This window comes from Streptomyces sp. CB02414 (genome assembly GCF_001905385.1).
In the GTDB taxonomy this organism is placed as follows: domain Bacteria; phylum Actinomycetota; class Actinomycetes; order Streptomycetales; family Streptomycetaceae; genus Streptomyces.
Window position 1 is genome coordinate 536,289 of sequence record NZ_LIPF01000003.1, and the last position, 14,850, is coordinate 551,138.

Here is a 14,850-nt window from a genome sequence, read left to right on the forward strand (position 1 = left end):
CGGTCTTTGGGCAGCACGGACACGCTTGCCGACCAGACTTCCCGGCACACCATGAGGATCTTGTTGAGCTTCTTACGCGTTCCTTAGCCTACCTAAACTGCCGTGGTGCTGCCGGGTGACCTTCGTGACGGTACGTAACCGGACGAAGCGCATGAAAAGGGCACCCGGCCGGGCGTGCGCCGGGTGCCCTTCGCGTGGGCGTCTCAGTCCTCGCTGGGTGCCGCGGGGAGCTTCGACTGGATGAGGTCCATCACGGTGGAGTCCGCCAGCGTGGTGACGTCGCCGACCTGACGGTTCTCCGCGACGTCGCGCAGCAGGCGGCGCATGATCTTGCCGGAGCGGGTCTTGGGGAGCTCGCCCACCGGCAGGATGCGCTTGGGCTTGGCGATCGGGCCGAGTGTGGCACCGACGTGGTTGCGCAGTTCGGTGACGAGGTCCTCGGACTCCGCCGCCGCACCGCGCAGGATCACGAAGGCCACGATGGCCTGCCCGGTGGTCTCGTCGGCCGCGCCGACCACGGCCGCCTCGGCGACCGACGGGTGGGAGACGAGGGCCGACTCGACCTCGGTGGTGGAGATGTTGTGGCCGGAGACCAGCATCACGTCGTCGACGCGGCCCAGCAGCCAGATGTCGCCGTCCTCGTCCTTCTTGGCCCCGTCGCCGGCGAAGTACTTGCCCTCGAAACGCGACCAGTACGTGTCGATGAAGCGCTGGTCGTCGCCCCAGATGGTGCGCAGCATCGACGGCCAGGGCTCGGTGAGGACCAGGTAGCCGCCCCCGCCGTTCGGCACCTCGTTGGCCTCGTCGTCCACGACGGTGGCCGCGATGCCGGGCAGCGGGCGCTGGGCCGAGCCGGGCTTGGCGTGGGTGACGCCCGGCAGCGGCGTGATCATCATGGCGCCGGTCTCGGTCTGCCACCAGGTGTCCACGACCGGGGTGGCGTCCGCGCCGATGTTCTTGCGATACCAGATCCACGCCTCGGGGTTGATCGGCTCACCGACCGAGCCGAGGACCCGCAGCGAGGACAGGTCGAACTTCGCGGGGATGTCGTCGCCCCACTTCATGAACGTCCGGATCGCGGTGGGCGCGGTGTAGAGGACGGAGACCTTGTACTTCTGCACGATCTCCCAGAACCGGCCCTGGTGCGGGGTGTCCGGGGTGCCCTCGTACATGACCTGCGTCGCGCCGTTGGCGAGCGGGCCGTAGACGATGTACGAGTGGCCGGTGACCCAGCCGACGTCGGCGGTGCACCAGTAGACGTCGGTCTCCGGCTTCAGGTCGAAGACGGCCCAGTGCGTGTACGCGGTCTGCGTGAGGTAGCCGCCGGAGGTGTGCAGGATGCCCTTCGGCTTGCCCGTCGTACCGGACGTGTACAGGATGAACAGCGGGTGCTCGGCGTCGAACGCCTCCGGCGTGTGCTCGGCGGACTGCCGGTCGACCGTCTCGTGCCACCACTTGTCGCGGGAGTCGTCCCACGCCACTTCCTGGCCGGTGCGGCGTACGACGAGAACGTGCTCCACGGTGCCGGCGCGCTCGGCCGCCTCGTCGACGGCGGGCTTGAGGGCGGACGGCTTGCCGCGCCGGTAGCCGCCGTCCGAGGTGATGACGACCTTGGCGTCGGCGTCCTGGATGCGGGTCGCGAGGGCGTCGGAGGAGAAGCCGCCGAAGACCACCGAGTGGGCGGCGCCGATCCGGGCGCAGGCCAGCATCGCGATCGCCGTCTCCGGGATCATCGGCATGTAGACGGCGACCCGGTCGCCCTTCTGCACGCCGAGCTCCAGCAGGGCGTTGGCGGCCTTGGAGACCTCGTCCTTGAGCTGGGCGTAGGTGATGGCGCGGCTGTCGCCGGGCTCGCCCTCGAAGTGGATGGCGACGCGGTCGCCGTTGCCGGCCTCGACGTGGCGGTCGACGCAGTTGTAGGCGACGTTGAGCTTGCCGTCCTTGAACCACTTGGCGAACGGCGGGTTCGACCAGTCGAGGGTCTCGGTCGGCTCCTCGGCCCAGGTCAGCCGGCGGGCCTGCTCGGCCCAGAAGCCGAGCCGGTCGGCCTTGGCCTGTTCGTACGCCTCCGCCGTGACGTTGGCGTTCGCGGCCAGGTCGGCGGGGGGCGCGAACCTGCGCTCTTCCTTGAGCAGGTTGGCCAAGGATTCGTTGCTCACGACATCTCCCATTCTCAGGGTTGTCCGTTGTGTCCCAGGCCACAGCTCATCAGACCCGGGGGGCCGATGACAAGGGTCGACGGGCAACTGGTTTAGACCTGTGCGGCGGGCCGCTGTCCTCGTGGCCAGTGGTCATCAGTACCCACGGACGCCGAAGGCGCGGGGTTCAGCGTCTGTAACGACGCTCACACTCCCGCGCCTCGACCCTTGTGCCGTTCAGGCGGTCAGGTCGGTCTCCAGGACCAGCTCGAACACGCCGTCCCCGGCGTCGCCCGGGTCCGGGGAGAGCAGGTACGCCTGGGCCTCGCCCACGTGGAAGTACATGCCGTGCAGCTCCAGGTCCCCGGTTCCCAGGGCCCGGGCCACCGCGTCGTGGGCCCGCAGGTGCTCCAGCTGCTGGACCACGTTGGCCAGGCAGAGCCGCTCGGCCGCGTCGGCGGGCGGGCGTCCGGCCAGCAGGGGCCGGGCCCCGGCGTCCTCGGACGGGCCTCCCGGCGCTCCGGGGAGCCGCTCCAGACTCGGCAGTCCGTGCCGCAGCCAGCGCTTGAGCGGCGTCTGCGCACCGCCCGTATCGGTGCTGAGCAGCGCCTGCATGGCCCCGCACCCGGAGTGCCCGCACACGGTGATGGACCGCACCTTCAGCACGTCCACCGCGTACTCGATCGCGGCGGCCACCGAGTCGTCGCCGCTCTCCTCGCCGGGCAGCGGGACGAGATTGCCCACATTGCGCACGACGAAGAGGTCACCGGGACCGCTGGAGGTGATCATCGAGGTGACCACCCGCGAGTCGGCGCAGGTCAGGAAGAGCTGGGAGGGTTGCTGTCCCTCACGGGCCAGCCGGGCCAGCTCGCCGCGCACCAAGGGCGCGGTGTTGCGCTGGAACGCGCTGATGCCACGCGCCAGCTCACGTCCGCTGAGTCCGCCGGGGGTGCCCGCGACGACCGGGCCGGTGGTGCCGGTGTGTCCGCCCGGTGCGACGGTCCGGTCGGGTCCGTGCCCGTCCGCCGTGCTCCGTGCGCCTTCCCCGCTCCGTACGCTCCCTCTGCTCTGTGGGCCGTCCCCGCCCTGTCCGCGCGATCCGCCGGGAGCGGGTGCGGTGTCGGCGTCCGCGGAGGTCCCGTCCCGCCGGTCGGTGCCGGGCGGGGGCGTCGGCTGCGAGGGCTCGCACTGGTGGTTGCGCCAGGGGGTCCAGGGGCGGCAGCGGCAGCCGTCCGTGTCGGCCGGCTCGGAGATGCGGGTGCCCGGGCGGCGGCCGGTGATGTCGACGCGGCCGCCCTGCGCGGTGTGTGTCTTCTGCCAGTCCTGCAAGGTTTCGTACGCCGCGTGGTCCATGAACGACCCGTCCAGCTCCACGACGGTGTCCGAGCCCTGGGGCACCTGGTGCAGGACCCGGCTGAGCCGCGGCACCGCGAGGAACGTCAACTGGCCCCGCACGTGCACATGGTGGACCCCTGCCGTCTCGACGTGCCTGATCCGGGTGCGGGTCAGCCGGTGCAGGGCGACGCCGACGGCCACGGCGATGCCCAGCGCGACGCCCTCCAGGACGCCGAAGAACACCACGCCGCCGGTGGTGACGGCGTAGACCAGCACCTCGCGGTGGCGGGTCACCGTCCGGATGTGGTTCAGCGACACCATCTTCAGGCCGACGGCCATGACCAGGGCGGCGAGCGAGGCGAGCGGGATCAGCTCCAGGGCCGGGACCAGCAGCAGCGTGGCGATCAGTACGAGAAGGCCGTGCAGCATCGTGGAGTTCCGGCTGACGGCGCCGGCGGACACGTTCGCTGTGCTGCGTACGGCCACACCGGCGATGGGCAGTCCGCCGAGCGAGCCGGAGAGGATGTTGCCGGCGCCCTGGCCGAGCAGCTCGCGGTCGAGGTCGGAACGCTTGACCCGGCCGGTCAGGCCCGGCCGGGCGGCGACCAGCTTGTCCACGGCGACCGCGCCGAGCAGCGACTGCACACTGCACACCAGCGTGGTCGTGAGCACGGCGGCGAGCAGGCCGAGGACCGGTCCGTCGGGCAGCGTCGCCAGGGCGTGGCTGCTCCAGGAGGGCAGGTCCACCTTGGGCAGGCGGAGCCCGGCCAGCGCCGCGACCGCGGTGGCGCCGGCGACGGCGATGAGGGCGGCGGGGAGCTTGCCCAGCAGCCGGCCGGCCCGGCCGGGGACGCGCGGCCAGAGCAGCAGCAGGGTCAGCGTCAGGACGCTCGCCGCCACGTCGGCGGGGCGCAGGTTCGCCAACTGGGCGGGCAGCGCGAGCAGGTTGTCCGGCACGGAGCTCTGCGGGGTGCCGCCGAGGACGATGTGCAACTGGGCGACGGCGATGGTGACGCCGATGCCGGCGAGCATGCCGTGCACGATGGCGGGGCTCACGGCGAGCGCGGAGCGTGCCACGCGCAGGCAGCCGAGGCCGAGTTGGGCGATGCCGGCGAGCACGGTGATGGCGCAGGTCGTGCGCCATCCGTACTGCTGGATGAGGTCGGCGGTGACCACGGTGAGCCCGGCGGCGGGCCCGCTGACCTGGAGGGGGCAGCCGCCGAGCCGTCCGACGACGATCCCGCCCACCGCGGCGGCGACGAGGCCGGCCTGGAGGGGGGCGCCGGTGGCGAGGGCGATGCCCAGGGAGAGGGGCAGGGCGATCAGGAAGACCGCGATCGAGGCCGACACGTCGGCGCCCGTGACGCGGAAGCGCCGGGAGCCGCCGGGCGGCGGACTGTGCGGTGGGTGGATGTGCTCGGTCCGGGCCGAATCGGCGCGGGCGGGGACGCAGGACGACATGTTTCCCGTCTCCTACAGCGGCGGGATGCCGAGCGCCCGGCGGACGCTCGGTGCGTGCGTGATGAGCGCTGGTGAACGCGCTGGCGATTGCGCTCAGTAAATAGATCGTAATTCAGAGTAAAGACGAGGCATAGACTTTTCGCGCAAATGGAGTAATGCACCGCTCAAGTGAGTGAATCAATACATTTCATCGGCTTGTCGTACTAATTCCCTCTCGCATTCGTGCCACCTTGACGGCGCTGATGCCACGTCCCCGGCTCAGCGGCTCAGCACGCGATTCATCCGACATCGCCGTCGTCGGCGTTGGCCCGAGAGAAGGAAGAAGGTGGGCGGAACATGGCCGCCACCCACAGGATCGCCGCGCGCACCGTGGTCGCCGCCGCGGTGTGCGCCGCGTCGCTCGCCGGTTGCGCGATCGGCAGCGGTACCGGTTCCGGTGAAGGGACGCAGGGTCCGGAGAAGGAGAAGGGGAAAGCGGCGCCGGCGCCCAAGAACGCGGTCCGGCTGATCGGCGACGGTTCCACCGCGTACACCGGGGCCCAGCCGCATCTGCCCCGGCCCGAGCGCCTGAAGCCCGGCCAGAAGCCGCCGCAGTTCGTGGTGTTCTCCTGGGACGGCGCGGGCGAGGACAGTCAGAAGCTGTTCTCCCACTTCCGTGAAGTGGCCAAGGAGAACGACGCGACGATGACGTACTTCCTGAGCGGCGTGTACATGCTGCCCAAGGAGAAGCGGGACCTGTACCGGCCGCCGCAGCATTCCCCGGGCCGCTCGGACATCGGCTTCAACGACGAGCAGGGCATCGCCGACACCGTCAAGCAACTGCGGCTGGCGTGGCTGGAGGGCAACGAGATCGGTACCCACTTCAACGGACACTTCTGCGGCCCCGGAGGCGGGGTCGGCGAGTGGTCCGTCGAGGAGTGGAAAGAGGAGATCAGGCAGGCCAAGCAGTTCGTGAAGACCTGGAAGACCAACACCGGGATGAAGAACGCGGCGCCGCTGCCCTTCGACTACGACAAGGAGCTGATCGGCGCCCGCACTCCCTGCCTGGAGGGCCAGGAGAACTTCGTGAAGGCCGCCAGTGACATGGGCTTCCGCTACGACAGCAGCGGCGTGAACAACCAGGTGTGGCCGGAGAAGAAGCAGGGCCTGTGGGACCTGTCGATGCAGCTCGTGCCCTTCCCCGGGCACACCTTCGAGCAGCTCACCATGGACTACAACTTCATGGTCAACCAGTCGGGCACCACCACCCAGGGCGATCCGGCCAAGCACGAGTTGTGGGGCGACCAGATGCGCGACGGCCTGCTCCAGGGCTTCCAGCGGGCCTACGACGGCAACCGCGCACCCCTGATCATCGGCAACCACTTCGAGTCCTGGAACGGCGGCACCTACATGCGCGCCGTCGAGGAGGTCATCGAGACGGTGTGCACCAAGGACGAGGTGCGCTGCGTCTCCTTCCGGCAGCTCGTGGACTGGCTGGACGCCCAGGACCCGAAGGTGTTGAAGAAGCTGCGCACCCTGGGCGTCGGCGAGGCGCCGAAGAAGAGCTGGGCGTCCTTCCTGTCGGCCCAGCCCGCGCCGGCTCCGAAGGGCGTGCCCGGCGCCCCTGCCGCCAAGCAGTAGCCGTCGGGCGGGCGCGGACGTACGCGTGGCTCAAGCGCTCACCCTGCCGGGCGCCGGTGTCACGCCGGGGCGGCGACCGTCTCGCCGAGCACGAAGCCGGGGTCGACCTGCGCCGCCAGGTCGGCCCCGGTGCGTTCGTTGCCCCAGCTGCGGGCGTTCTTCAGGTGGAAGTGGACCATCTGGCGGGTGTACCGCTCCCAGTCCCGCGACTCGTACGTCGCGTCGGCGGCCGTGCGCAGCGTACGCAGCGCGCGGTGGTTGGCCTCCTCCAGGAGCTCGAACCGGGGCGGGCGGCCCTTCTCCATGGCGCGCACCCAGTCCGAGTGGCCGACGGTCGTCAACAGGTCGTCCCCGGCCTCTTCGCGGAGGAAGTCGAGGTCGTCCGGCCCCTGTACCTTGTTGCCGACGACCTTGAGGGTGACGCCGAAGTCGCGGGCGTACTCCTTGTACTGGCGGTAGACGGAGACTCCCTTCCGGGTCGGCTCGGCGACGAGGAACGTGATGTCGAAGCGGGTGAACATGCCGGAGGCGAACGAGTCCGAGCCGGCGGTCATGTCGACCACGACGTACTCGTCACGGCCGTCGACCAGGTGGTTCAGGCACAGCTCCACCGCGCCCGTCTTGGAGTGGTAGCAGGCGACTCCGAGGTCGGCCTCCGTGAAAGGCCCGGTGACCATCAAACGGACGGCCCCGGCGTCGAGTTCCACCGGCCGGGCGCAGGCGTCGTAGACCGGATTGTCCTCGCACACCCGCAGCAGGCGCGAGCCCTCGCCGGGCGGGGTGGTCTTGATCATCGTCCCCGTGGAGGCGATCCGCGGGTTGGTACCGCGCAGATGCTCCTTGATCAGCGGCAGGTGCTCGCCCATCGCGGGCAGTCCTGCGGCCTCCGTCTCGTCGAGGCCCAGCGCGGCGCCCAGGTGCTGGTTGATGTCGGCGTCGACGGCGACGACGGGCGCACCGGTGGCGGCGAGATGGCGGATGAAAAGGGAGGACAGGGTGGTCTTGCCGCTGCCGCCCTTTCCGACGAAAGCAATTTTCATGTTCACCAAGCGTAGTGCCGCTCTGGCTGTGCGTGACGCGGAGGTCCGGGCGCACGTGAAGAAGACCACTCATTCGTGGGGCGGGGCCCAGGGGTGCGTAATGTCGTACTCATGAGTACGACAGGCGCGACCGCCGACCCGCTCGCGGCCCTGGGCGAACTGCCCGGCGTGGCCGAGTCCGTGGAGTCCGTCCGCAAGGCCGTGGACCGGGTCTACGGCCACCGGATCATGCGGCGCCGCAGCAACGCGATCACCTCGGAGGCGGCACTGCGCGGCGCCCGGGGCTCGGCGGCGCTGTCCGGAGCGGACTGGGCCCTGGAGGAGGTGCGCCGGCGCAGTGACTTCAGCGTCGACGACGAGGCGCGTGCCGTGGGCGCGGCCCTGCGGCTGACCGCCGAGGCGGGACAGCTGCTGTCCATCTGGCGCCAGTCGCCGCTGCGGGTGCTGGCCCGGCTGCACCTGGTGGCGGCGGCGGACAAGGACGGCCGGGTGGGACGGCCCCGCCAGGAGGGCGAGCCGGTGGAGGAACCCCTCGTCGAGCTGCCACTGCCGGGCGCCCGGGAGGCGCACGGGCGGCTGGAGGGACTGGCCGGGCTGGTCATGGCGGGCGGTGCCGCGCCGGCGCTGGTGACGGCGGCCGTCGTGCACGGCGAGCTGCTGGCGCTGCGGCCCTTCACCTCGCACAACGGCCTGGTCGCGCGCGCGGCCGAGCGAATCGTCCTGGTCGGCAGCGGTCTCGACCCGAAGTCGGTCTGCGCCGCCGAGGTCGGCCACGCCGAGCTGGGCCGCGCGGCCTACCTGGCGGCGCTCGACGGTTACGTGTCCGGGACGCCGGAGGGCATGGCCGCCTGGATCGCGCACTGCGGCCGGGCGGTCGAGCTGGGCGCGCGCGAGTCGACGGCGGTGTGCGAGGCGCTGCAGCGCGGGGCGGCGTGAAGATGCGGCGGTACGAGGATTCGTACCGCCGCTGGCATGACCACCGGGTTACCAAGCGTCCTCGATATGTTGCCCATCAGGTCGGGAGCTTTGCCCGTCACCTGGTGCGGCTGGCCCGTAATCGACGGGTCGACGTCGCGTGGGTGCTCGATGTCCATGCTCGGTCCGTGGGGCCAAATGCGTTTCTTAAGGTGATCCTTTCGGATGTCCTTGGTCTCGCGGGCCGTTGAATCCTTTGTACTCCTGCGCCGGAGCAAGCGGAAGTGCCGGCCGCACTTCTTTACATTTGCACTCATACGCGGGTGAAAGGGCGGGCCGGGAGAGAGGTCAGGCCGCCGTCGCGGACCGCCGCCGGCTCGCGTACCAGACGAGGCCCGCGGTGGCCGCCGCGGCGCCTATCGCGGCCGCGGCGACCAGAGCGGGGCGCGGCGGTACGGAGAGCCCCCGGATGCGCTGCTTCAGGCGTACCGGGCGGTGGAAGTCGAGGATCGGCCACTCGCGCGCGAGAGCCTCCCGGCGCAGCGCCCGGTCCGGGTTCACCGCGTGGGGGTGGCCGACGGACTCGAGCATCGGCAGGTCGGTCGCCGAGTCACTGTAGGCGTAGCAGCGGCTCAGGTCGTACCCCTCGGACTCGGCCAGCTCGCGGATCGCCTCCGCCTTGGTGGGCCCGTACGCGTAGTACTCCACCTCCCCGGTGAAGCGGCCGTCGTCGCCGACGACCATGCGGGTCGCCACCACCCGGTCCGCGCCGAGGAGCTCACCGATGGGTTCGACGACCTCGGCGCCCGACGTGGAGACGATCACGACGTCGCGGCCGGCGGTGTGGTGCTCCTCGATCAGGGAGGCGGCCTCGTCGTAGATGATCGGGTCGATCAGGTCGTGCAGGGTCTCGGCGACGAGCTCCTTGACCAGCCGGACGTCCCAGCCCCGGCAGAGGGCGGAGAGGTACTTGCGCATCCGCTCCATCTGGTCGTGGTCGGCGCCGCCCGCGAGGAAGACGAACTGGGCATATGCGGTACGCAGCACGGCCCTGCGGTTGATCAGCCCGCCTTGGTAGAACGACTTGCTGAACGTGAGTGTGCTGGACTTCGCAATGACCGTCTTGTCCAGGTCGAAGAAGGCCGCCGTGCGGGGCAAGGAGTGCGCCATGGAGTGGGGCGAGGAGTGGTTTTCCACGACCCCGAGCATAGGCGCAGCCCATTCGGCGTAAGGTGGGGCGCGTGGGTTTGCCTGAGAGGCCTCTCGGGTACACCATGGAAGTCACGGATCGTTCGCGACCGTGCTAACCCGGCCCGACTCCTCCCCCCCCGAGTCGGCCGTGGAGACGACCCCCGCTCTCCCCCCCGGCGGGGGTCGTCGCATGTCCGGACGGGTTTTCTCCCTCCGGCCGACCCGGAGCCCGTGTCGTGGCGGGGTCGGAGGGAATGGTTTGTCATGGGCATGATTGGCTACGGAACGTAGTCGTCGGACTGCTCTGCGGACGTCGCACACGGGGAGGAGCGCTGCGGGGCGGGCCTCACCGGTTTGAGTGACGGCGATATTCACATCCATCGAGTTGTCCACAGTTTTTGACCAAGATCCACACGATTTCCCGGATCACTGCACCGTGATTCCCACGCGTCCGGGCCGCGCCGAGTTCCATGGCCGGTTCCCTTTGCCGGACGCGTATGGCCGGCCGGTTCTCCATCGGTTCTCAACCGGTTCTCCGGCCGGCCGGAAACGCGGGGTCGCAGGGGCCGCGCGAGTTACGGGACACCGGCCGCGGCCCGAAGCCGCGGTGAAGGGGGACGCAGACCATGACCGGGACCATCACCCATGACCCGCCGCACTCCGCCGGAGGGGGGCAGAGCGGACCCCTGATCGTCACCGAGGACACCGATCTCCTCGACGATCTGCTGCGCCTGTGCGCGGCGGCCGGCGCGACACCGGAGGTGCACCACTCGGTGCCCGCGACGCCCGCGGCGTCCACGGGCACCACGGGCACGTTGGGGACTTCGGGGCCTGCCGGGGCCCGGTGGCCGGGCGGCTGGGAGGCCGCGCCACTCGTCCTCGTCGGCGACGACGCCGCGCGGCGCGTGCGCGGGGCCGTGAGGAGACGGGGTGTGGTCCTGGTGAGCCGGGATCAGGACGATCCCGGAGTGTGGCAGCGGGCCGTCGAGATCGGCGCCGACCACGTCCTGGTGCTCCCCGACGGCGAACAGTGGCTCGTCGACCGCATCGCCGACGTCGCCGAGGGCGTCGGCCGGCCCGCCCTCACCGTGGGCGTCATCGGCGGCCGGGGAGGGGCCGGGGCGTCCACCCTGGCCTGCGCGCTCGCCGTCACCTCCGCGCGAGAGGGGCTGCGCAGCCTCCTGGTGGACGCGGATCCGCTGGGCGGCGGCCTCGACGTCCTCCTCGGCGGCGAGACGGCCGAGGGTCTGAGGTGGCCCGCGTTCGCGGCCTCGCGCGGCCGGGTCGGCGGCGGCGCCCTGGAGGAGTCGCTGCCCGAGCTGCATTCACTTCGGGTGCTCAGCTGGGACCGCGGCGACTGCGTCACGGTGCCGTCCCAGGCCGTACGCGCCGTGCTCGCCGCGGCCCGGCGCAGGGGCGGCACGGTCGTCGTGGACCTGCCGCGCCGGATCGACGACGGCGTCGCCGAGGTCCTCGCCCAGCTCGACGTCGGGCTTCTCGTCGTCCCGGCCGAGCTGCGGGCCGTCGCGGCGGCCGGCCGGGTGGCGGCCGCGGTCGGCATGGTGCTGCGCGATCTGCGCGTCGTGACACGGGGACCGTACGACTCGGGCCTCGACGACCGCGAGGTGGCCCGGCTGCTCGGACTGCCGCTGGCCGGCGAGGTGCCCGTCGAGTCCGGCCTCCTGCGCGCCACCGACGGCAAGCGTCCTCCCGGCTCGTCCGCCCGCGGACCGCTGGCGCGCTTCTGCCGGGCGTTCTGGGAGCGGGCGTTGGTGGAGACGGGGGGTGGGGCGGCGTGAAGGCGTCAGCGGGGCGTGAGAGGGCGGTGCGGCGGCCGAACGGGCGGGGCGGTGTGCCGGGCTGGGCCGTCCGGGCGGCCCCTGGGGTCGTGCCGGTCTCGCGGGCGGCTGTGGGGACGACGGTCGGAGTACGGGCTGGGCGGGAGGCGGCCGAGGGCCGGACCGCCGGGCTCGGCTCGGGGTGGCCCCAGGGGGTGACTCCGGGGGTTGCTGGGCGGCGGTCTCAGGCGGCGGTCCCGGGAGCCGTCGGGGGGCGGTCTCCAGGGGTGACTCCCGGGGTCGCTGGGGTGCGGTTTCGGGGGACGGTCTCAGGACTTGCTCCAGGAGGGGAAGCGGGAGCGGAAGTGGTGCCGGGGCCGGCTTCGGGGCTTGCCTTCGGCCTGCGTGCAGGGCGGGCCCCGGGGACGGCCGCCGAAGGGGTGCCGGCAGTCGTCGCCCCCGTGGGCTCCGTTCCCGGCCCGGCTCCCGGGATGCTCGACGGAGTGCGGCGGTGGCTCGCCGAGAGCGGGGCGGAGCCGACGCCCGCGCGTGTGGCGCAGGCCCTGCGGCAGCAGGGGCGGGTGCTCGGCGACGCCGAGATCCTCGCGGCCGCCGGACAGCTGCGTTCGGAGCTCGTCGGCAGTGGGCCACTGGAACCACTGCTCGCCGACCCGTCGGTGACCGACGTACTGGTGTCCGCCCCGGACCGGGTCTGGGTGGACCGGGGCGGCGGCCTGGAGCTGACGTCGGTCTCCTTCCCGGACGCCGGTGCGGTGCGGCGGCTCGCGCAGCGCCTCGCCACGGTCGCCGGGCGCAGGCTGGACGACGCCCGGCCCTGGGTGGACGCACGGCTGCCCGACGGCACCCGGCTGCACGCGGTGCTGCCCCCGGTCGCCGTCGGCTGCACCTGCCTGTCGCTCCGGGTGGTACGGCCGCGTGCGTTCACGCTCGACGAACTCGCGGCCGCCGGCACCGTGCCGCCCGGCGGTGACCGCGTGCTGCGCGCGCTGCTGCGGGCACGGCTGTCCTTCCTCGTCAGCGGCGGCACCGGCAGCGGCAAGACGACGCTGCTGAGCGCGCTGCTTGGCCTGGTCCGGCCGGACGAGCGCATCGTGCTGGCCGAGGACTCGGCGGAGCTGCGGCCCGACCATCCGCACGTCGTCCACCTGGAGACCAGACCCGCCAACCAGGAGGCCGCGGGCCTGGTCACCTTGGAAGACCTGGTGCGGCAGGCGCTGCGCATGCGACCGGACCGGCTGGTCGTCGGCGAGGTGCGCGGCCCCGAGGTGGCCCATCTCCTGGCGGCGCTGAACACCGGCCACAGCGGCTGCGGGACGGTGCACGCCAACGCCGCCGCCGACGTACCGGCCCGGCTCGAAGCCCTGGGTACGGCCGCAGGGCTGGACCGCGCGGCCCTGCACAGCCAGTTGGCGGCGGCTCTCTCGGTGGTTCTGCACCTGGTCCGGGACCGGGCGGGACGGCGCCGGATCGCCGAGGTGCACGTACTGGAGCGCGACCCGTCCGGGCTGGTGCGGACGGTGCCGGCGTTGCGGTGGGAGCCGGAGGCCTTCGCGGCCGAGCGCGGGTGGGAGCGGTTGCGGGAGTTGCTGCGCGGAGACGGGCTCGGGCGCGAGTACCTGGATCGGAGGAGTACCGGTGACGGTGACGGGTGAGCTGTCGACGGGCGTCGCCCTGGGATGCCTCGGGGCGGCGGCCTGGCTGACGGGGAGCGGATGGCACGCCGGAGTGCGGCGCGCGCGGCTGGTGTGTGCCGGCGGCGTGACGGCCGGCACCGGGCCGCCGCCACCGGGGCGTCGGCCGGCGGACGTGGTACTGCGTGTCCGTGGCCGGCTGAGGCCCGAGTGGTGGGCGCCGGTGGCCGGGCTGGTGCTGGCCGTGCTGGGCGACTCGGTGCTGCCGGCCGTCGCGGGGGCGGCCGGGGTGCCGTTGCTGCGGCGCACACGCCTCGCCGGCCGGGAGAGCCGGGCCCGGGAGGGCCGGCGGGACGCGGTGATCGCCCTGTGCGGGTCGCTCGCCGGGGAGGTGCGGGCGGGACGGCAGCCGGGCGAGGCGCTGCTGTGCGCCGCGCACGACTCCGGAGGGCTCGGCGACGGGCAGGCCGCCGTGCTGGCGGCGGCACGCTTCGGCGGGGATGTGCCGGGGGCCCTCACGGCGGCGGCGCGGCAACCGGGGGCGGAGGGGTTGCGGGGCCTCGCGGCGTGCTGGCGGGTCGCCGCCGACCAGGGCGCCGGACTGGCGGCCGGTCTCGACCGGCTCGAGGGCGCCCTGCGTGCCGAACGGGACCAGCGCGCCGACCTGCGGGCCCAGTTGGCGGGCGCGCGGGCCACGGCCGTGATGCTCGCCGGTCTGCCGGTCTTCGGCCTCCTGCTCGGCGCCGCCCTCGGGTCCGACCCGCTGCACGTGCTGCTGCACACCGGAGCCGGGCTGGGCTGTCTGCTGGCCGGCGGGGCCCTGGAGGGCCTGGGCGTGTGGTGGGTGGCGCGGATCGTGCGCAAGGCGGAGGCGGCGTCGTGACCGGGGACGTTGTCCACAGGCTGGGGGCGGTGATGGGGGCGGTGCTGATCGCCGGCTGGCTGGCCCACGGATGCGCGGCCTCGCGGAGGGCGCGGACCGCGCGCAGACGGCTCGCCGTGCTCCTGGCCCCGCCGGCGGTGCGCCCGGGCCCAGGACGCGCCGAGCTGCTGGGCGCGGTGCGTGACCGGCTGCCGTTGGTGGCCGCGGTAGGGGCCGGCTGGGCCCTGGTCGGGGGCGTCACCGGTCTGGTGGCGGGTTTGGTGGGCGCGGTGGTGCTGTGGCGCCTGCGCGCCCGGCGGGCGGCCGACGGCACGGCCGAGGAACAGAGCCGCGCCGCCGAGGCCGCTCGCCAACTGCCGCTGGCGGCCGACCTGCTGGCGGCGTGCGTCGCGGCCGGTGCCGGACCGGTGACCGCGGCCCACGCGGTGGGCGAGGCCCTCGGCGGGCCCGTGGGGGACGCGCTGGGCCGTGGTGCGGCGGAGGTGCGGCTCGGCGGTGAGCCGGGCGGTGCCTGGCGGGCACTCGCCGCGCTTCCGGGCGCCGCTCCCCTGGCGCGGCTGCTGGAACGGGCCGACGTGGCCGGGCTTCCCGCGGCCGGCCCCGTCGCCCGGCTGGCCGTCCAGGCCCGTACCGACTGGGCCCGCACCTCGACGGCACGGGCCCGCCGGGCGGCCGTCATGGTCACCGCGCCGGTGGGGCTGTGCTTTCTGCCCGCGTTCATCGCCGTGGGCGTACTGCCGGTGGTGATCGGGCTCGCGGGCGGGGTGCTGGGAGACGGGGGAGGTGGTGGCTGACGGGAGGGGCGGGCCGGCGCGGGCCGGCGCATGACGGACCGAT

10 protein-coding genes are annotated in these 14,850 nt (G+C 72.8%); 6 read left to right on the plus strand and 4 right to left on the minus strand.

What is annotated here, in order from left to right; genetic code table 11:
- Positions 1–203: 203 nt before the first annotated feature.
- The gene (gene acs / locus AMK11_RS13515) at positions 204–2,159 is read right to left on the minus strand and encodes an acetate--CoA ligase (protein WP_073726844.1); all 1,956 of its coding nucleotides are present in this window, start codon (positions 2,157–2,159) and stop codon (positions 204–206) included.
- A gap of 216 nt (positions 2,160–2,375) precedes the next feature.
- Entirely contained in the window at positions 2,376–4,934 is a 2,559-nt protein-coding gene (locus AMK11_RS13520) for a SulP family inorganic anion transporter (RefSeq protein WP_073726606.1), read from the minus strand.
- Between the two features lie 336 nt (positions 4,935–5,270).
- Here AMK11_RS13520 and AMK11_RS13525 point away from each other — a divergent pair, with 336 nt between their 5' ends.
- A complete protein-coding gene (locus AMK11_RS13525; protein ID WP_073726607.1) occupies positions 5,271–6,554 on the plus strand; it encodes a polysaccharide deacetylase family protein in 1,284 nt (427 codons plus the stop codon).
- 59 nt (positions 6,555–6,613) lie between these two features.
- Here the strand turns inward: AMK11_RS13525 and AMK11_RS13530 are convergent, their stop codons facing one another.
- Positions 6,614–7,594 carry an ATP-binding protein gene (locus AMK11_RS13530; RefSeq protein ID WP_073726608.1) on the minus strand — a complete coding sequence of 327 codons (981 nt, stop codon included), beginning with the start codon at positions 7,592–7,594 and terminating at the stop codon, positions 6,614–6,616.
- Between the two features lie 111 nt (positions 7,595–7,705).
- Between AMK11_RS13530 and AMK11_RS13535 the strand changes: the two genes are divergently transcribed.
- On the plus strand, positions 7,706–8,530 hold the full coding sequence (locus AMK11_RS13535; RefSeq protein WP_073726609.1) for an oxidoreductase: 825 nt from the start codon (positions 7,706–7,708) through the stop codon (positions 8,528–8,530).
- A gap of 327 nt (positions 8,531–8,857) precedes the next feature.
- Here AMK11_RS13535 and AMK11_RS13540 read toward each other — a convergent pair whose 3' ends face one another.
- Positions 8,858–9,718, minus strand: a complete 861-nt coding sequence (locus tag AMK11_RS13540) for an HAD family hydrolase (protein WP_198941350.1) — start codon at positions 9,716–9,718, stop codon at positions 8,858–8,860.
- A 608-nt stretch (positions 9,719–10,326) separates the two neighbouring features.
- Between AMK11_RS13540 and ssd the strand changes: the two genes are divergently transcribed.
- The 4 genes from ssd (at position 10,327) to AMK11_RS13560 (ending at position 14,807) form a co-directional block, all read left to right on the plus strand.
- Positions 10,327–11,499 (plus strand): septum site-determining protein Ssd, encoded by a 1,173-nt coding sequence (gene ssd, locus AMK11_RS13545; protein WP_073726611.1) that lies wholly within the window; start codon positions 10,327–10,329, stop codon positions 11,497–11,499.
- A gap of 470 nt (positions 11,500–11,969) precedes the next feature.
- Positions 11,970–13,151, plus strand: coding sequence for a TadA family conjugal transfer-associated ATPase (locus AMK11_RS13550; RefSeq protein WP_073726613.1), 1,182 nt, complete (start codon positions 11,970–11,972; stop codon positions 13,149–13,151).
- A complete protein-coding gene (locus AMK11_RS13555) occupies positions 13,135–14,013 on the plus strand; it encodes a type II secretion system F family protein (RefSeq protein ID WP_073726615.1) in 879 nt (292 codons plus the stop codon). The genes AMK11_RS13550 and AMK11_RS13555 overlap by 17 nt, the downstream gene beginning before the upstream one ends.
- Positions 14,010–14,807 (plus strand): type II secretion system F family protein, encoded by a 798-nt coding sequence (locus tag AMK11_RS13560; RefSeq protein ID WP_073726617.1) that lies wholly within the window; start codon positions 14,010–14,012, stop codon positions 14,805–14,807. Before AMK11_RS13555 ends, AMK11_RS13560 begins: the two co-directional genes overlap by 4 nt.
- The last annotated feature ends 43 nt before the right edge of the window (positions 14,808–14,850 follow it).